This is a genomic window from Mesorhizobium sp. CA13 (assembly GCF_020165235.1).
In the GTDB taxonomy this organism is placed as follows: Bacteria; Pseudomonadota; Alphaproteobacteria; order Rhizobiales; family Rhizobiaceae; genus Mesorhizobium.
The window spans coordinates 127599-145065 of sequence record NZ_JAIUHS010000004.1 but is presented as its reverse complement, the minus strand read 5'-3'; the positions used below and the strand labels follow the sequence as shown (position 1 = coordinate 145065).

Annotated in this window: 15 protein-coding genes; 2 read left to right on the top strand and 13 right to left on the bottom strand. The window is 63.2% G+C overall.

The genetic code is table 11. The features are described from left to right. From LB566_RS12145 to dusB, 6 genes are all read right to left on the bottom strand, one after another. Window positions 1-864, bottom strand: coding sequence for a D-amino-acid transaminase (locus LB566_RS12145; protein WP_224624564.1), 864 nt, complete (start codon window positions 862-864; stop codon window positions 1-3). Window positions 865-1049: 185 nt separating this feature from the next. Then, window positions 1050-2411 (bottom strand): sigma-54-dependent transcriptional regulator, encoded by a 1362-nt coding sequence (locus LB566_RS12140; protein ID WP_140548579.1) that lies wholly within the window; start codon window positions 2409-2411, stop codon window positions 1050-1052. After that, entirely contained in the window at window positions 2401-4686 is a 2286-nt protein-coding gene (locus tag LB566_RS12135; protein ID WP_224624563.1) for a sensor histidine kinase NtrY-like, read from the bottom strand. The genes LB566_RS12140 and LB566_RS12135 overlap by 11 nt, the downstream gene beginning before the upstream one ends. A 129-nt stretch (window positions 4687-4815) precedes the next feature. Continuing rightward, window positions 4816-6276 (bottom strand): nitrogen regulation protein NR(I), encoded by a 1461-nt coding sequence (gene ntrC / locus LB566_RS12130; RefSeq protein ID WP_224624562.1) that lies wholly within the window; start codon window positions 6274-6276, stop codon window positions 4816-4818. Continuing rightward, complete coding sequence (locus LB566_RS12125) at window positions 6273-7415, bottom strand: two-component system sensor histidine kinase NtrB (RefSeq protein WP_140548581.1); 1143 nt, start codon at window positions 7413-7415, stop codon at window positions 6273-6275. Before LB566_RS12125 ends, ntrC begins: the two co-directional genes overlap by 4 nt. After that, window positions 7412-8434, bottom strand: a complete 1023-nt coding sequence (gene dusB, locus LB566_RS12120; protein WP_224624561.1) for a tRNA dihydrouridine synthase DusB — start codon at window positions 8432-8434, stop codon at window positions 7412-7414. The genes LB566_RS12125 and dusB overlap by 4 nt, the downstream gene beginning before the upstream one ends. A gap of 238 nt (window positions 8435-8672) precedes the next feature. On the opposite strand from dusB, the gene LB566_RS12115 reads away from it, so the two are divergent. Together LB566_RS12115 and LB566_RS12110 are read left to right on the top strand one after the other, a co-directional pair. After that, entirely contained in the window at window positions 8673-9902 is a 1230-nt protein-coding gene (locus LB566_RS12115) for a bifunctional 2-C-methyl-D-erythritol 4-phosphate cytidylyltransferase/2-C-methyl-D-erythritol 2,4-cyclodiphosphate synthase (protein ID WP_224624560.1), read from the top strand. Beyond that, window positions 9899-10405: a CinA family protein gene (locus LB566_RS12110; RefSeq protein WP_224624559.1), complete on the top strand. Its 507-nt coding sequence runs from the start codon at window positions 9899-9901 to the stop codon at window positions 10403-10405. Before LB566_RS12115 ends, LB566_RS12110 begins: the two co-directional genes overlap by 4 nt. Here the strand turns inward: LB566_RS12110 and LB566_RS12105 are convergent. The 7 genes from LB566_RS12105 to LB566_RS12075 form a co-directional block, all read right to left on the bottom strand. Then, a complete protein-coding gene (locus LB566_RS12105; RefSeq protein WP_140548589.1) occupies window positions 10384-10839 on the bottom strand; it encodes a type II toxin-antitoxin system RatA family toxin in 456 nt (151 codons plus the stop codon). The genes LB566_RS12110 and LB566_RS12105 overlap by 22 nt on opposite strands. Before the next feature lie 114 nt (window positions 10840-10953). Further along, window positions 10954-11919, bottom strand: coding sequence for a lipoyl synthase (gene lipA, locus LB566_RS12100; protein ID WP_140549367.1), 966 nt, complete (start codon window positions 11917-11919; stop codon window positions 10954-10956). A 134-nt stretch (window positions 11920-12053) separates the two neighbouring features. After that, window positions 12054-12311, bottom strand: coding sequence for a GlsB/YeaQ/YmgE family stress response membrane protein (locus LB566_RS12095; RefSeq protein WP_140498561.1), 258 nt, complete (start codon window positions 12309-12311; stop codon window positions 12054-12056). A gap of 99 nt (window positions 12312-12410) precedes the next feature. Continuing rightward, window positions 12411-13856 (bottom strand): dihydrolipoyl dehydrogenase, encoded by a 1446-nt coding sequence (gene lpdA / locus LB566_RS12090; protein ID WP_224624558.1) that lies wholly within the window; start codon window positions 13854-13856, stop codon window positions 12411-12413. Window positions 13857-13871: 15 nt separating this feature from the next. Next, window positions 13872-14507 carry an SGNH/GDSL hydrolase family protein gene (locus LB566_RS12085; protein ID WP_140548593.1) on the bottom strand — a complete coding sequence of 212 codons (636 nt, stop codon included), beginning with the start codon at window positions 14505-14507 and terminating at the stop codon, window positions 13872-13874. 123 nt (window positions 14508-14630) lie between these two features. After that, on the bottom strand, window positions 14631-16043 hold the full coding sequence (locus LB566_RS12080) for a pyruvate dehydrogenase complex dihydrolipoamide acetyltransferase (protein ID WP_224624557.1): 1413 nt from the start codon (window positions 16041-16043) through the stop codon (window positions 14631-14633). Between the two features lie 18 nt (window positions 16044-16061). Beyond that, window positions 16062-17453 (bottom strand): pyruvate dehydrogenase complex E1 component subunit beta, encoded by a 1392-nt coding sequence (locus LB566_RS12075; RefSeq protein ID WP_224624556.1) that lies wholly within the window; start codon window positions 17451-17453, stop codon window positions 16062-16064. Window positions 17454-17467: the final 14 nt, after the last annotated feature.

Genomic DNA, 17467 nt, shown 5'->3' with positions numbered 1-17467 from the left:
TCAGGCTGGACTTTTTTCCGCAATGTCAAAAAAGGCTTGCCGCAACGAAAGTGTTATCGAGCCGGGGTGGCCGTTGGCGACCGGATCGCCGTCTATGGCCACGACCGGCATCGCAATCGTGGTCGCGGAACTGATGAAAGCCTCCCTCGCCGCCTTTGCCTCGGCGACGGAAAAGCCGCGTTCCTCGATCTTGAGGCCGAGCTTGGCCGCCACTTCAAACATGGTGGTGCGGGTTATGCCGCGCAGAATGCCGTGCTCGGCCGGCCTGGTGACCAGAACGCCGTCCCTGGTGACGATCCAGGCATTCGACGACCCGCCTTCCTTGACGTTGCCGTCCGTATCCACGAACCAGGCTTCCTGCGCGCCAGCTTCCTTGGCCTTCTGCTTGGCCAACACATTGGGCAGCAGGCCGGTGCTCTTGATATCGACGCGATCCCAGCGATTCTCGGGCACTGTGATGACGGCGATGCCGGTCTCGGCCCGTTTGGCCCCAGCAGCGGGATCCAGCTTCCTGGCGGTGATCACCAGCGACGGCTTGGTGTCAGCCGAGGGGAAGGCGAAGTCGCGGCTGGCAACGCCGCGTGTGACCTGGACATAAACCAGGCCGTCGATGACATGGTTGCGGTTGACCACTTCGCGCATGATGAGCGGCAGGACGCCTGGGGTGACCGGCCAGCCGATCGACAGCTCGCCCAGCGAACGCTTCAGCCGGGCAAGGTGACGCGGCATGTCGACGATGAAGCCCCGCGCCACTTCGCAGACCTCGTAAACGCCGTCGGCGAACTGGTAGCCACGGTCTTCGATATGCACGGCGGCATCGGCATGAGCGGTGTAGCGCCCGTTCACATAGGCAATACGCGGCATTTGTCACCTCGGGGGATCTGCTTCGGCTTGTTTAGGCGATTCCGCATCAACAGTGATGGATAATCGCGTGGGCCACTGGAGCAATTCCAGGAAAAAAACTTGTAACGGTTTTGCGTCCGCCATTGTACAGACAAAGCCCAAGCGGTCGGCGATCCCTGAAACGCCGAACCCTTCAAGCTATCAGGTCAGACGCCGAGCGACTTCAGCTTGCGGTGCAGCGCGGAACGCTCCATGCCGATGAACTCGGCCGTTTTCGAAATGTTGCCGCCGAACCGGTTGATCTGGGCGATCAGATAGTCCTTCTCGAATTGTTCGCGCGCTTCGCGCAGCGGCAGCGCCATGATGTGCTGGTCCGACTGGTTCGGCGTGCGCGGCATGACATCGCCGATTTCGGACGGCAAAAGGTCGGCGGTGATCGGCGCATCGACATTGTCGCCGCGCGCCAAGATCATCAGCCGTTCGACATTGTTGCGCAATTGGCGAACATTGCCTGGCCAATTGTGCGCCTGCAGCACCGCCATGGCGTCATCGCCGATGCGGCGCGGCTTGATGCCGGCCTGACGGGCGATCTGCTTCATGAAATTGTCAACGAGATAAGGAATGTCCTCGCGCCGCTCGGCAAGTCCCGGCACCATCACCGGTACCACCGCAAGGCGATGGTATAGATCCTCGCGGAAACGGCCATCGGCGATCATCGCCTCCAGGTTCTGCGACGTCGAGGAGATGATGCGGACATCGACCTTGACCCGTTTGGTGCCACCGACGCGCTCGAACTGCTGTTCGACCAGCACACGCAGGATCTTGTTCTGCGTCTCGCGCGGCATGTCGGCCACCTCATCGATGTAGAGGATGCCGCGATGGGCTTCCTCCAGGGCGCCGACCTTGCGCTCTACGCCGTTCGATTCGGTGCCGAACAGTTCGATCTCCATGCGTTCGGGCGTGATGTTGGCGGCGCTCAGCGTCACGAAAGGCGCGCTCTTGCGCGCCGACAGCGTGTGGATGGCGCGCGCGGCCAGCTCCTTGCCAGATCCGGAGGGGCCAATGATCATGACGCGGCTGTTGGTCGGCGCGACGCGCTCGATGGTCTGACGCAACTGGCTCATCGCCGACGACATGCCGATCAGGTCGAAGGTCTCGCCGCTGCGCAGCTTGAGATCGGAAACTTCGCGCCTCAGCTTGGAGGTTTCCAGCGCACGCTCGGCAATCAGAATCAGCCTGTCCGCCTTGAATGGCTTCTCGATGAAGTCATAAGCGCCGCGTCTGATGGCGGAGACCGCGGTTTCGATGTTGCCATGGCCCGAAATCATCACCACCGGCAGGTTGGGGTGCATGGTCTTGATCTCGTCCAGCAGAGCCAGACCGTCCAGGCGCGAACCCTGCAACCAGATGTCGAGGAAAATCAGCCGCGGCGCTCGGTCGGCGATAGCCGCCAGCGCGGTGTCGGCATCGGATGCCGTGCGGGTTTCGTGACCTTCGTCGCTCAGTATGCCTGCGACGAGCTCACGGATGTCTTCCTCGTCATCGACGATCAGAATATCAGACGCCATTACCGACCTTTTCAGTTTCTCTTTCGTGTTCCGTCCTGCTTTCGCCGCGCGCTGGCGCCACGGCCGCAGGTGGCAGGATGATGCTGATCATCGCGCCGCGCCCGCCGTGGAAATCCGCAGGCGCATCGTGGAGCTCCAGCCTGCCGCCATGGTCCTCCACGATCTTCTTGACGATGGCGAGGCCAAGGCCCGTGCCCTTCTCACGCGTGGTCATGTAGGGCTCGAGCAGCCGTTGGCGATTCTCCCGCGGCAGGCCTTTGCCATTGTCGATGACGTCGATGCGAATCGCGCCATTCTGACGTCCGGCTTGAATCCGTATTATGCCGTGCGAACCGTCCTTCTGTTCCAGCCCGTCGATCGCTTCGGCGGCGTTCTTGATCACGTTGCCGAAAGCCTGCGCCAACAGGCGGCTGTCGAAAGTACCCTTGAGCGGTTCGTTGCCGAATATGCGCTCAAACGTGATGTCGGAACGGCTCACCTCGACCAGGAACGAGGCTTCGCGCAGGGCTTCGCGCAGGTCGATGGACTTCATCTCGGGCTTCGGCATGCGCGCGAAAGCGGAGAATTCGTCGACCATGCGGCCGATATCCTCGACCTGCCGGATGATGGTGTCGGTGCACTGGTCGAAGACCTCGCGGTCCTCGGTGATGACCTTACCGTAGCGGCGCTTGATGCGCTCGGCTGAAAGCTGGATCGGCGTCAGCGGGTTCTTGATCTCATGGGCGATTCGGCGCGCCACATCGGCCCAGGCCGAGGAGCGCTGCGCCTGGACCAGATCGGTGATGTCGTCGACCGTCACGACGTAGGATTTCTCCTCCATGCCGTTATCGCCGGCCTCGATGGTGATCTGCACGTTGAAAGTCCGCTCCGTGCCGGCGCGGAAAAACGTCACCTGCTCGCGATAGACGGGCTTACCCGACTGGCGGCCGATCTCGAAGACGCGGCCGACATGCGGCAGAATGGCGGAAAGGTTCTGCCCGAGTGCCGCACTGGCCGAAATGGCCAGCATGGACTCGGCCGAGCGGTTGACGATGGTGACGATGCCATAGGGATCGACGCCGATGACGCCCGCAGTGACACCGGCCAGCACCGCTTCCGAAAAGCGCCGTCGCTCGTCGATCAGATCCTTGGCCGACAGGATCTCGTTGCGCTGTGATTTCAATTCCTGCAGCATCTTGTTGAAAGTATTGCCGAGCGAGGCAACGTCGCCGTCGGACGGCCGCACCGGTACGGCGACGTCGAGATTGCCGGTCGCGACCTCGTCGGCCGCGCCGATGAGCTGACGAATCGGACGCACCAGACGGTCGGCCACGGCAATGCCGGTCCAGATTGCCGACAGGATGATGATCAGCGTCAGCGACAGATAGGGCAGCGCGAAAGCCACCTGCGAAGTGCGCCTGTTGCCTTCGAGGTTGCGATATTCGTCGGTGTTCGATCTGACGATCTGGCGCGCCTTTATCACCTCGGGATCGACCAGCCGGATCGTGTAGAGGTAGAGCCCATCGATCTCGCGCAGCTTGACAATGGCGCCCATGATGTTGCGCGTGCGCGGCTCGATCAGAACCGGCTTGCCATCGGTGGCGCTGGCGACCGCTCCCTCCGGCGGTTCCGGCATGGCGAAGTCGGCATCGGTCTTGGCGCTCATCACGAAGGAGCCGTCGGGCTTGATCAGCGCGGCATGTGCCAGCGAGCGGCCCACCGCTTCCTTGCTCATCAGATCGAGGAAGCCAGTCCGGTCGAGGCCGTAAAGCGTGCGCGAGGCGTCGAGGTCATAGGCCATCGACAGCGTCGTGCCCTGCAGGTTGCGCGCGTTTTCCTGCACATAGGCATCGGCGATGGACAGCGACGAATTGACGATCGTCTTGGTGCGAATCTCGAACCAGCGGTCGAGACCGATATCGAGCGTGATCGATGCGATGATGGCCACCATGATGGCAGGGATGGCGGCGACGAGCGCGAACATGGCCACGATGCGCACATGCAGCCGCGAGGCAGCCTTGCCATGCCGGCGCGCCATGACGATGCGATGGACCTCGCGGCCGATCAGTGCGATCAGCAACAGGACGAAGGCGGCGTTGAGTGCGATCAACGCCCAGGTTGTCCTGGCGTCGGGCGCAATCGGCGTCGCGCCGACCAGGATGGCGAACGAAATGGCCGCCATGACCAGCGCACCGACGACCGCCACCACGCCGGGCAGCGCCAGCAGCCGGCGCCCGTCACGCGTGCCGGGGTCGTTGAAAAGCGGTTCGTTCGGTGTCGGAGCCTGCGAAGCCATGTCGCCGTCTAGAGCCAGTGATTGCGTCGGATCTATGCAACGCATTGTGGCGATTATGCAACAAGTGTGGCCTGGACGGAAATCTTTCGCGGCCAGTCCCCCGGAAAAGCGCTTCGGCTCGATCCCGGCTCAGGCCTGGCGTGACGATTTGTAGACGTTGACGCCGAGTTCGCGAATCTTCTTGCGCAGCGTGTTGCGGTTGAGCCCCAGCAGTTCCGCGGCTTTGATCTGGTTGCCGCGCGTCGCGGTCATAGAGGCCAGCACAAGCGGATATTCGACCTCCGAGAGAATGCGCTGGTAGAGGCCGGCAGGCGGCAATTCGCCGGCAAACGAGGTGAAATAGCGCTGCAGGAAATGCTCGACCGCTTGGCCGATGGACAGGTCGTCGGGAATGAGGTTGCCGCCGCCCGGCACCACGGGGCGCTCGCCGGTCTTCAGTTCCGCCTCGATGATCTCGGCGGAGATTTCGTCCTGTGAATAGAGCGCGGCGAGCCTGCGGACCAGGTTTTCCAGTTCGCGCACATTGCCCGGCCAGGGATAGCGCTTCATCAATTCGATGCCGCCCGACGAGATACGCTTGGTCTGGAGACCCTCCATCTCGCCGAGCTTGAAGAAGTGCCGGACGAGGTCCGGCACGTCCTCGGAGCGCTCGCGCAGTGCCGGCAGCCTGAGGGGCACGACATTGAGGCGATAGAAAAGATCCTCGCGGAAGAGCCCCTGGTGGATCAGCGTGCGCAAATCCTTGTTGGTGGCTGCGACGATGCGCACGTCGGTCTTGATCGGCGTGCGGCCACCGACCGTCGTGTACTCGCCCTGCTGAAGGACGCGCAGCAGGCGCGTCTGCGCTTCCATCGGCATGTCGCCGATCTCGTCAAGGAACAGCGTGCCACCTTCGGCCTGTTCGAAGCGGCCGGTTGAGCGGTTCTGCGCGCCGGTGAAGGCGCCCTTCTCATGGCCGAACAGTTCCGATTCGATCAGGTCGCGCGGGATGGCCGCCATATTGATGGCAACGAAAGGGCCGCCACGGCGGCGGCCATATTCGTGCAGCGCACGCGCCACCAGCTCCTTGCCGGTGCCCGACTCGCCCGAAATCATCACCGTCAGGTCGGTCTGCATCATGCGCGCCAGCATGCGATAGATGTCCTGCATGGCGGCCGAGCGGCCGACCAGCGGCATGGTCTCGGGCTGCTCTTCCGGCCGCGCGTCGATCTTGGGGCGCCGCGGCTCCGACAGCGCCCGGTTGACGATGTTGAGGAGCTCGGTGAGGTCGAACGGCTTCGGCAGATATTCGTAGGCGCCGGTCTCGGAGGCACGGATCGCCGTCATGAACGTGTTCTGGGCACTCATGACGATGACTGGCAGCTCCGGCCGCGCCTTCTTGATGCGCGGCAGCATGTCGAAGGCGTTCTCGTCCGGCATCACCACGTCGGTGATGACGAGATCGCCCTCGCCCGCCGCCACCCAGCGCCACAGCGTCGAGGCATTGGAAGTCACGCGCACCTCGTGGCCGACACGCGAAAGGGCCTGGTTGAGGACCGTACGGATCGCCGCATCGTCGTCGGCGACGAGAATATTGCCGCGAACGGTCATTTGCGGTCTCCTTCAGCGTCTTCATCGGCGCCGAGCGCCGTTTCCTTCCAGGCCGGCATCAGGATGCGGAACATCGTCGCGCGCGGCGTCGATTCGCATTCGATGATGCCGCCATGCTCACCAACGATCTTGGCCACCAGCGCGAGGCCCAGTCCCGAGCCGTTCGGCTTGGTGGTGATGAAGGGATCGAACAGGATCGGCAGGATATCCTCCGAGACGCCGGAACCGTTGTCGCGCACGCAGAACTCGAGGGGCAGCGACACGCGGTCCTGGGTGCCTGGAACCGAAACGCGAATGCCCGGCCGGAAGGCCGTCGACAGGACGATTTCACCTTGGGGATCGCCGCCGATCGCCTCGGCGGCGTTCTTGACCAGGTTGAGAAACACCTGGATGAGCTGGTCGCGGTTGGCGAAAACCGGAGGCAATGAAGGATCATAATCCTCCAATATCTTGATTTTTTTCGCAAAACCGTTCTTGGCGATCGCCTTCACATGGTCGAGCACGACATGGATGTTAACGGGGTAACGGTCGATCGGCCGCTCATCGGAAAACACCTCCATGCGGTCGACCAGCGAGACGATGCGGTCGGTCTCGTCGGTGATCAGCCGCGTCAGCGCGCGATCCTCGTCGGAAGCGGACAGTTCAAGCAGCTGGGCAGCGCCCCTGATGCCGGAGAGCGGGTTCTTGATCTCATGAGCCAGCATCGCCGCCAGACCGGTCACCGAGCGCGCCGCGCCGCGATGCGTCATCTGCCGGTCGATCTTGTCGGCCATCGACCGTTCCTGGAACATCACCACGACGGAGCCTGGAAACTCGGGTACCGGGGCGACATAGAGGTCGACCACCTTCTCGATGCCGAGACGCGGAGACGACACGTCGACGCGGTACTCGTTGACGGGGGCCCGGCGCTCGCGCACCTGGTCGACCAGCGTCAGCAACGGGCTGCCGAAGGGGATGAGCTTTGACAGCGTGTTACGGGCGAGCATCGTCGCGCTCGAGCGGAAGAAGTCTTCCGCATCGGCGTTGGCGAAGGTGATGAACCCCTCCGGGCTGATCATGATGACCGGACGGCGGATGGTGTTGAGCACGATCTGGGCGGCATCCGCCATTTCCGGGCTCTGGCCGACCGAGGCGTTCATGCGGCGCTCCGCAAGGGTGTTTGCTCGGCGGCCGAAAACACCTCGCGAAGCAAGGTGATCGTCCGCGCGGGGTCGAACGACGTGAGAATGGCCTTGCGCTTTTCGTCGGCGACGGCGCCGGCACGGCGGTCCAGATACCAGCCGAGGTGCTTGCGCGCCTGGCGCAAGCCACTTTCGACGCCGTAGAGCGCAAGCATGTCCTCGTAATGGGCAATGATGTAGTGGGCCAGTTCCGCAGCGCTTTCCGGCAGATGGGCAAGCTCGCCCGCCGCCGCGGCCGCGATGGTTCCGGCGGCCCAGGGCGCGCCGTAGTGGGCGCGGCCGACCATCACCGCATCGGCGCCGGACTGCTCCAGAGCAGCGGCTGCTTGCGCAGGCGAAGACACGTCGCCATTGGCGACGACCGGGATCGACACGGCAGCCTTGACGCGGGCTATGGCGCGCCAATCAGCCTTGCCCTGGTAGAACTGGCAGCGCGTGCGGCCGTGCACCGTTACCATCTTCACGCCCGCCTGCTCGGCACGGCGCGCCAGGTCAGGTGCGTTGAGCGCAGTTTCGTCCCAGCCGAGCCGCATCTTCAGCGTCACCGGCACACTGACCGCGCCGACCACGGCGTCTACCAGCGACAGTGCATGATCGAGATTCTGCATCAGTGCCGAACCGGCATAGCCGCCGGTCACCTTCTTGGCGGGGCAACCCATATTGATGTCGATGATATCGGCGCCCTCGCCGGCGGCGATGCGCGCGCCTTCGGCCATGTGTGCCGCCTCGCGGCCGGCAAGCTGCACCATATGGACGGGCAGGCCCGAATGACGTATGCGCAGGTCGCAGCCGGCCCTGCCTTTAGCGAGCTCGCCGCTTGCCACCATTTCGGACACGACAAGGCCGGCGCCATGCGCATGGGCGCGTCGCCGGAACGGCTCGTCGGTAATTCCCGACATCGGCGCGAGGAACACGCGATTGCGGATACTCACGCCGCCGAGATCGAGAGGTGCGGCCAATTTGGTCAGGTCAAGCATGCACAAAAACCAAGCATGTTCATTTGCTGCACATTCTCTAGCCATATCGGCCGCAATGTGCAACGCGGAATGACGCCACATTAAGGCGCAATTGGGAAATGCCGAGCTCGGCTGCAGTCCCGAGCATAGCGCCGCGCCTTGCACGGACACGCAATGGACATTTTAGGACTTCATGTTCGCCTACGATCTCTCCGAAAACCGATTACACTTTTGGGGATCGTGCGCTAAGCCAATCGGCATGACTGACGCGAGCGAAAATCAGGCTTTGGAGGCGAACGACAAGGTCGCGGTGGTTATTGTCGCGGCCGGCCGCGGCGCGCGTGCCGGACAGGCCGACGGCCCAAAGCAATATCAGCAGATCGGCGGTCGCGCCGTCATCGCCCACGTCATCGATATTTTCCTGGCGCATCCGCGTATCGGCCCGCTCGTCGTGGCTATTCACGCCGAGGATCATGACCTTTTTCGGCATGCGGTCGGCGCGCACGCCGATCGCGTCACGGCAATTGCGGGTGGCCCCACCCGGCAAGATTCGGTTCGGCTCGGCCTGCTGGCGCTGAGAAGCCACGCACCGGACAAGGTTCTCATCCACGACGCGGCGCGCCCCTTCGTCGACGCCGATCTGATCGACCGTACGATCGCAGCCATCGGCGAGCGCGAAGGCGCGCTCCCGGCGCTGCCCGTTGCCGACACGCTCAAACGCGAATCCGCCGCCGGCATGGTCGCTGAAACGGTCTCCCGGAGCGGGCTTCACGCAGCGCAAACGCCGCAGGGTTTTCCATTCCTGGCGATTATGACGATGCATGAGGAAGCCTATAACAGCGGCAAAACCGACTTTACCGACGACGCCGCGATCGCCGAGTGGATGCAGATGCCGGTCAAACTCGTTCCCGGCTCGCCGGACAATGTCAAACTCACCTGGGCACGGGACATCGCCATGGCGGACCAACGGCTTTCCAGCGAGCGCATGCGCTTTCCCGATATCAGAACCGGCAATGGCTACGACGTCCACGCGTTCGAGCCTGGCGACCACGTCACGCTATGCGGCATCCCCATCCCGCACGACAAGAAACTGTCCGGCCATTCCGATGCCGATGTCGGGCTCCATGCCCTTACCGATGCGCTGCTGGCGACCTGCGGCGCCGGTGATATCGGCACGCATTTCCCGCCCTCCGACCCGCAATGGAAGGGCGCTGCCTCGCGGCTGTTCGTCGAACATGCGGCAAAGCTGGTACGCGCGCGCGGCGGGCGCATCGCCAATGCCGACATCACGCTGATCTGCGAGGCGCCACGCGTCGGCCCGCATCGTGAGGCGATGACGGCTGCCCTGTCGCAGATGCTGACCATTTCCGCTGACCGCATCTCGATCAAGGCGACAACCAACGAGAAGCTCGGTTTCGTCGGACGCGAGGAAGGCATAGCGGCGATCGCGACGGCGAGCGTGGTGTTTCCCGGCGAGGTGCCGGAATGAGCAACCGCGAATTGGCGAACGCATTGCTGCAAGCCTGCCGGAAGCGCGGCATCATGCTTGCGACGGCGGAAAGCTGCACCGGCGGCATGATCATCGCCGCGCTGACCGACATCGCCGGTTCGTCCGCCGTGGTCGATCGCGGCTTCGTCACCTATTCCAATGAAGCCAAGATGGACATGCTCGGGGTTTCCGCCGCCACGCTGGAGGCTTATGGCGCGGTTTCACGCGAGACCGCGATCGAGATGGCGGCCGGCGCGCTGGCCCATTCGCGTGCCAGGCTGACCCTGGCGGTCACCGGCGTTGCCGGACCGGGCGGTGGCTCGCCGGAGAAACCGGTCGGCCTCGTCTGGTTCGGGATTGGCCTAAGCGGCCGGTCGGTGACGGCCGAGCGCGTGCTGTTCGCCGATGAAGGCCGTGATTTCATTCGCCGGGAGACCGTCAGCCATGCACTCAAGCTGGGATTGCACGCGCTTGGGCATGCTCACGCCGGTTTTGCACCGTAGATGACATCAGCACGCTTCTCGAATGCCTCGGAAAACATACGGAAAGCACGGTCGAACATCGTGCCCATCAGGGCGCCGAGGATGCGGCTCTTGAACTCGTAATCGATGAAGAAGCAGACGGCGCAGCCGCCGTCGGCAGGGTCGAATCGCCAGACATTGGTCAGATATTTGAACGGACCGTCGATGTATTTGACGTCGATCGCACGTTCGTCGGGCTTCAGCAGCACCTGCGTCGTGAAGGTCTCGCGGATCGCCTTGTAGCCGATGCTCATATCGGCGACGAGGATGGTGCGCCCGTCACGCTCCTTGCGCGAGCGCACCGTAAGCGCCTCGCAAAGCGGCAGGAATTGCGGATAAGCTTCGATGTCGGCGACCAGGGCAAACATCTGTTCCGGCGTGTGGGCAACGCGGCGGGTGGCTTCGAATTTCGGCATGAACCCAACTCTAAAGCGCGTCGCGTCGACACAGACTCATGCGACGCGCTTTGGAGTCTTTGTTCTCGTGCATGTCGTTCTCCCAAAACCCGAGGTCACTTTGGGCGACATGCATCAGAGCGATTTCTGGAGCTGCGCTTCGCGCGCGGCGCGCAGCCTGGCGAAGTCGTCGCCGGCATGGTGCGAGGAGCGGGTCAACGGGCTCGACGCCACCAACAGGAAGCCCTTGGTCCGGCCAATCGTCTCGAAGGACTTGAACTCCTCCGGAGTGACGAAGCGGATCACCGGGTGGTGCTTTTTCGATGGCTGCAGATACTGACCGATGGTCATGAAGTCGACATTGGCTGAACGCAGATCGTCCATCAGCTGCAGGATTTCGTTTCGCTCCTCGCCCAGTCCAACCATGATGCCGGACTTGGTAAAGATCGAAGGGTCGAGCTCCTTGACCCGCTGCAAAAGCCTGATCGAATGGAAATAGCGGGCGCCTGGCCGGACCGTCAGGTAGTTCGACGGCACGGTTTCCAAATTGTGATTGAACACGTCCGGCTTGGCGGCCACGACGATCTCCAGGGCGCCGTCCTTGCGCAGGAAATCAGGCGTCAGGATCTCGATCGTGGTCGAGGGCGTCGCCGCGCGGATCGCACGGATGACGTCGGCGAAATGCTGTGCGCCGCCATCGGCGAGGTCGTCGCGGTCGACAGAGGTGATGACGACGTGGCTGAGGCCCATCTGCTTGACCGCGTGGGCGACGCGGGCCGGCTCATCCGGATCGAGCGCGGTCGGGATGCCGGTGGCGACATTGCAGAAGGCGCAGGCGCGCGTGCAGATCTCGCCCATGATCATGAAAGTGGCGTGCTTCTTCTCCCAGCACTCGCCGATGTTCGGGCAGCCGGCCTCCTCGCAGACCGTTACCAACTTATGCGATTTCACGATCTCGCGGGTTTCGGCATAGCCTTTCGATACCGGCGCCTTGACGCGGATCCAGTCAGGCTTGCGCAGCACGTCCTGGTCGGGCTTGTGCGCCTTCTCGGGATGGCGCAGCCGCGGCGCATTGGCAATCGTGTCGAGGACGGTGACCATCGGAACCCTGGTTTCTTTGCGATCGCCGCCGGCGATCGTCACTTACACGTCATCTAGGACTTTTCAGCACAAAGAAAAAGGCTGCGGCGGAACATGCCGCCACAACCGTTTTCGCATGGCGGAAACGATACCGACTAACGGCGCACCAGACGCCCGGCCCAGATCAACAGGCAGGCGCCGATGAAACCGGTGATCAGGTAGGCGGTCCAGCCGACGCCAAACACGCCGATGTTCAAGGCACGCAGGATCGCGTTCAGCACCACTGCGCCGGCAATACCCAAAATGATGTTCATCAAGACGCCGGTATTGCTCTTCATGACCATTTCGGCAAACCAGCCCGCCAGGCCGCCGATGATGATGGCTGCGATCCAGCCCACGCCATTCACGTCCATATGCCCTCTCCTTGCTTGAGAAAAAACGCATCCGGAAACGAACTAACTTGCCGTCGAGCTCCTGCGGCTTTCGCACCTGAGTCTCGTGCGGCCAATCTATCATGCGTTCAACGCTCGGCCATAGGCGTCGAGTACGCTTTCCTTCATCATCTCCGACAGGGTCGGGTGCGGGAAGATCGTATGCATCAGTTCTTCCTCGGTCGTCTCGAGGTTCATCGCCACGACAAAACCCTGGATCAGCTCGGTCACTTCGGCGCCTACCATGTGGGCGCCAAGCAGTTGGCCGGTGTTCTTGTCAAAGATGGTCTTGATGAAGCCCTGGTCCTCGCCAAGCGCGATGGCCTTGCCATTGGCGGCGAACTGAAAGCGGCCGACCCTGACATCCTTGCCCTCGGCCTTGGCTTTCGCTTCCGTCAGGCCGACCGAAGCGACCTGCGGATTGCAATAGGTGCAGCCAGGGATCTTCAGCTTGTCGGTGGCGTGCACGCCGGGGAAATTGGCGATCTTCTCGACGCAGACAACGCCTTCATGCTCGGCCTTGTGGGCGAGCATCGGCGGCCCGGCGACATCGCCGATGGCATAGATGCCGGGCACATTGGTCTTGCCGTAGCCGTCGACGACGACGCAGCCGCGCTCCGTCTTTACGCCAAGCGTCTCCAGGCCGAGGCCTTCGATGTTGCCTTGCACACCGACGGCCGAGATCATGCGGTCGGCCGTGATCTTCTCCACCTTGCCGTCCTTCATCTCGACATGCGCAGTGATGGAGTTGGCACCCTTCTCGACCTTGGTCACCTTGGCTTCGAGGATGATCTTCATGCCTTGCTTCTCGAACTGCTTCTGGGCGAATTTCGAGACTTCGGCATCCTCTATAGGCATTACCGCCGGCAGCAGTTCGACGACGGTCACGTCGGCGCCCATGGTGCGGTAGAACGAGGCGAATTCGATGCCGATAGCGCCCGAACCCATCACCAGCAGCGACTTCGGCATTTCCTTGGGCACCATGGCCTCGAAATAGGTCCAGATCAGCTTGCCGTCCGGCTCGATGCCCGGCAGCGCCCGCGGCCGGGCGCCGGTCGCCAGTATGATGTGCTTGGCGGTGTAGGTGCCCTCGCCCTTGACGCCTTTCGGCACAGGCGGCTGCGGCTCCATCGGCTTCTTGGCCGTCTTGGAGACGACGATCTCGCCCGGTTTTGTCAGCTTGGCCTCGCCCCAGATGACGTCGACCTTGTTCTTCTTCATCAGGAAGGCGACGCCGCCATTGAGCCGCAGCGAAACCTTGCGCGAGCGGTCGACGACGGCCGACGTGTCGACGCTGACCTTGCCGTCGAGCTTCAGTCCATAGTCCTTCAGATGATCCGAATAATGCATGATCTCGGCCGAACGCAGCAACGCCTTGGTCGGAATGCAGCCCCAGTTCAGGCAGATGCCGCCAAGATGCTCGCGCTCGACGATCGCCGTCTTGAAACCGAGCTGCGCGGAACGTACCGCGGTGACATAGCCGCCGGGACCGGAGCCGATAATGATGACGTCGTAGTTCTCAGCCACGGTTTTCTCCTTCAATCACAATTCCAGCATGACGCGCACGAGCGGCGTCAACGCCTCGCCGATATTTCGGGTATTTTCGGCATCGAGATGGACGCCGTCGAGCGGCGTGGTCTGGGCCACCGTGCCCGCATCGAAGAAGCCGCAGCCGGCCTCATCGGCAAGCGCGGAATATTGCGGCGCAAGCTGCTTGGAGGCATCGTCGCCGCCGGCAAACATCGCCTTGAACTCGGCATCTTCGGTGCGACTGACGAGAGGCGGTGAAACGATGAGGATCTGCGGCGGCGGCCAGTCGAACGGATAGTCGTGGCCGCGCACGATGTCGATCAGGCGCTGGATGCCTTGTTTGGCCGCAACGGGATTGCCGTGGATCCAGGGCTTCATGTCGTTGGCGCCGAGCATGATGACGATGAGGTCGATCGGCGCATGCGTGGTCAGCACCGTCGGCAGCGTTCTTGCGCCATTGCGGTCGGCGCCTGCCAGGTGATCGTCGAACGCCGTTGTGCGGCCATTCAGCCCCTCGGCAATGACATGCACGCCGTCACCTAGTCCGGTCTGCAGCACGCTTGGCCAGCGATCCTCGAGCGCATGACGGCCACCCTCGGCATTGTAGCCCCAGGTCAGCGAGTCGCCGTAGCAAAGAACCGTCTTCATCGTGCTCAACCCGCCCTTGCGAGGGTGTATTCTTCCTCGGCATTGGTGACGACGGCGAATTCCTGCGCCTCCAAGCCGCCGGCGAAGAAGCCGGTGAAGAATTTCCGCACCGCCTTGTTCTTCCTACACCAGCATGCCCATCGGGTTCTCGATCAGCTTCTTGAAGGCGACCAGCAGTTCAGCGCCGAGCGCGCCGTCTACCGCACGGTGGTCGGTCGACAGCGTCACCGACATCACCGTGGCAATTTTGATCTCGCCGTTCTTGACCACCGCCCGCTCCTCGCCGGCGCCCACCGCCAGGATCGTCGCATGCGGCGGGTTGATGACGGCGGCAAAGTCCTTGATGCCGAACATGCCAAGGTTCGACACCGCCGTGGTGCCGCCTTGATACTCCTCCGGCTTCAGCTTGCGGCTGCGCGCGCGGCTGGCCAGGTCCTTCATCTCGTTGGAGATCACCGACAGCGTCTTTTCGTCCGCCTTGCGGATAATCGGCGTGATCAGGCCGCCGGGGATCGACACGGCGACGCCGACATCGGCATGCCTGTGCTTGACCATGGCGCTCTCGGTCCACGAGGCATTGGCATCCGGCACCGCCTTCAAGGCCATGGCCATCGCCTTGATCACCATGTCGTTGACCGAGAGCTTGTAGGCGGGCGCCTCGCCCTTGTCGGTCTTCTTTACCGGTGCGGCCGCATTGAGTTGCGTGCGCAGCGAAAGCAGCGCATCGAGTTCGCAGTCGAGCGTCAGGTAGAAATGCGGGATGGTGGTCTTGGCCTCGACCAACCGGCGCGCAATGGTCTTGCGCATGTTGTCGTGCGGGACGAGTTCATAGGAGCCTTCCTCGAACAGCTTCAGCACCTGATCGTCCGACATCGCCTTTACCGGCGCGGGAGCAGCGGCCGGCGCGCCGGCCGGACCTTTGGCAGCGGGTGCCGCCTTGGCGCTGCCGCCGGAGATAGCGGCATCGACATCGGCCTTCACCACCCGGCCGTGCGGGCCGGTGCCGGTCACGGCAGACACATCGACGCCCGCCTCTTTGGCAATACGGCGCGCGAGCGGCGAAGCGAAGGTGCGCCCTTCCGAGGATTGGCCGATCTCCCCCCTTGTGGGGGAGATGCCCGGCAGGCCGGAGGGGGGCGCCTCGCGCTGAGAAGACGGCGGGACAGCGCCCCCCTCTGTCGGCTTCGCCGACATCTCCCCCACTTGGGGGGAGATTGGCGCCTTCTCCGGCTTGGCCTCCGCTTTCGCCGGTGCGGCATCGCCATCGCTTTTCGCCGCGGCACTTGCGTCCTCACCCTCGGCGGCAAGCACGGCGATCAGCGCATTGACCTTGACACCTTCGGTGCCGGCGGGAACGACCAGTTTCGCCACCGTGCCTTCATCGACGGCTTCGACTTCCATCGTGGCCTTGTCGGTCTCGATCTCGGCAATGACATCGCCGGGCGAAACCTTGTCGCCCTCCTTCACGAGCCACTTCGACAGATTGCCCTCTTCCATGGTGGGCGAGAGGGCCGGCATGGTGATGTTGATTGGCATTGTGTCCTCCCGCCCGGTTCAGCGATATGAGACGGCTTTGACGGCCTCGATGACCTCGCCGACATTCGGCAAAGCCAGCTTTTCGAGATTGGCCGCATAGGGCATCGGCACGTCCTTGCCAGCAATGGTGATGACCGGCGCGTCGAGGAAATCGAAGGCTCGCTGCGATACCTGGTTGGCGATATGGTCGCCGACCGAGTTCTGCGGGAAGCCTTCTTCCACCACGACCAGCCGGTTGGTCTTCTTCACCGAGGCGATGATGGAGTCGAAGTCGAGCGGACGGATGGTCCTGAGATCGATGATCTCTGCGTCGATGCCCATGCCGCGCAGTTCCGCTTCGGCCTTGACCGCATAGGTCATGCCAATGCCGAAGGAGACGATGGTGACGTCCTTGCCTGACTTATGGATGCGCGCCTTGCCGATCGGCAGCACGAAATCGTCCAGCTTCGGCACGTCGAAGGACTGGCCGTAGAGGATTTCGTTTTCGAGGAAGATGACCGGGTTCGGATCGCGGATCGCCGCCTTGAGCAGTCCCTTGGCGTCGGCGGCGGTATAAGGCATCACCACCTTCAGGCCTGGTATATGGCTGTACCAGGCGGCATAGCACTGTGAATGCTGGGCGGCGACGCGGGCGGCCGCACCGTTCGGCCCGCGGAAGACGATCGGCGCGCCCATCTGGCCGCCGGACATATAGAGCGTCTTGGCGGCCGAGTTGATGATCTGGTCGATCGCCTGCATGGCGAAATTGAAGGTCATGAATTCGACGATCGGCTTCAGGCCGGCCATCGCCGCGCCGACCCCGACGCCAGCAAAGCCGTGCTCGGTGATCGGCGTGTCGACGACGCGACGCGGTCCGAACTCCTGCAGCAGGCCTTGGGTGATCTTGTAGGCGCCCTGGTACTCGGCAACCTCCTCGCCCATGATGAAGACATCGCCGTCGCGGCGCATTTCCTCCGCCATGGCATCGCGCAGCGCTTCGCGCACCGTGGTCGAGACCATCTCGGTACCGGCAGGAATGTCAGGATCGGCGGCGACTTCCGTCTTCGGCGCGGCCGCCACGGGTGCCGCCGCCTCGCTCTTGGCCGCCGCGGGCGCCGGCGACGGCGCCGCTGCTTCAGCCTTTGCGGGCTCTTCACCGATGCCTTCGCCGGCCTTGTCGACGTCTTCGCCATCCACGGCCAGCACGGCGATCACCGCGTTGACCTTGACGCCTTCGGTGCCGGCGGGAACCACGATCTTGGCAAGCGTGCCCTCATCGACAGCTTCGACCTCCATCGTCGCCTTGTCGGTTTCGATCTCGGCGATGACGTCGCCGGCGACCACCTTGTCGCCCTCGTTCTTCAACCATTTGGAAAGATTGCCCTCTTCCATGGTCGGCGAAAGGGCGGGCATGAGAATTTCGATCGGCATGTCCTTGCCCTCCC

Coding starts and splice junctions, on each gene's coding strand:
- LB566_RS12145 (WP_224624564.1), bottom strand. CDS start 864: ATGCCGCGTATTGCCTATGTGAACGGGCGCTACACCGCTCATGCCGAT.
- LB566_RS12140 (WP_140548579.1), bottom strand. CDS start 2,411: ATGGCGTCTGATATTCTGATCGTCGATGACGAGGAAGACATCCGTGAG.
- LB566_RS12135 (WP_224624563.1), bottom strand. CDS start 4,686: ATGGCTTCGCAGGCTCCGACACCGAACGAACCGCTTTTCAACGACCCC.
- ntrC (WP_224624562.1), bottom strand. CDS start 6,276: ATGACCGTTCGCGGCAATATTCTCGTCGCCGACGACGATGCGGCGATC.
- LB566_RS12125 (WP_140548581.1), bottom strand. CDS start 7,415: ATGAACGCCTCGGTCGGCCAGAGCCCGGAAATGGCGGATGCCGCCCAG.
- dusB (WP_224624561.1), bottom strand. CDS start 8,434: ATGCTTGACCTGACCAAATTGGCCGCACCTCTCGATCTCGGCGGCGTG.
- LB566_RS12115 (WP_224624560.1), top strand. CDS start 8,673: ATGACTGACGCGAGCGAAAATCAGGCTTTGGAGGCGAACGACAAGGTC.
- LB566_RS12110 (WP_224624559.1), top strand. CDS start 9,899: ATGAGCAACCGCGAATTGGCGAACGCATTGCTGCAAGCCTGCCGGAAG.
- LB566_RS12105 (WP_140548589.1), bottom strand. CDS start 10,839: ATGCCGAAATTCGAAGCCACCCGCCGCGTTGCCCACACGCCGGAACAG.
- lipA (WP_140549367.1), bottom strand. CDS start 11,919: ATGGTCACCGTCCTCGACACGATTGCCAATGCGCCGCGGCTGCGCCAT.
- LB566_RS12095 (WP_140498561.1), bottom strand. CDS start 12,311: ATGGACGTGAATGGCGTGGGCTGGATCGCAGCCATCATCATCGGCGGC.
- LB566_RS12085 (WP_140548593.1), bottom strand. CDS start 14,507: ATGAAGACGGTTCTTTGCTACGGCGACTCGCTGACCTGGGGCTACAAT.
- LB566_RS12080 (WP_224624557.1), bottom strand. CDS start 16,043: ATGCCAATCAACATCACCATGCCGGCCCTCTCGCCCACCATGGAAGAG.
- LB566_RS12075 (WP_224624556.1), bottom strand. CDS start 17,453: ATGCCGATCGAAATTCTCATGCCCGCCCTTTCGCCGACCATGGAAGAG.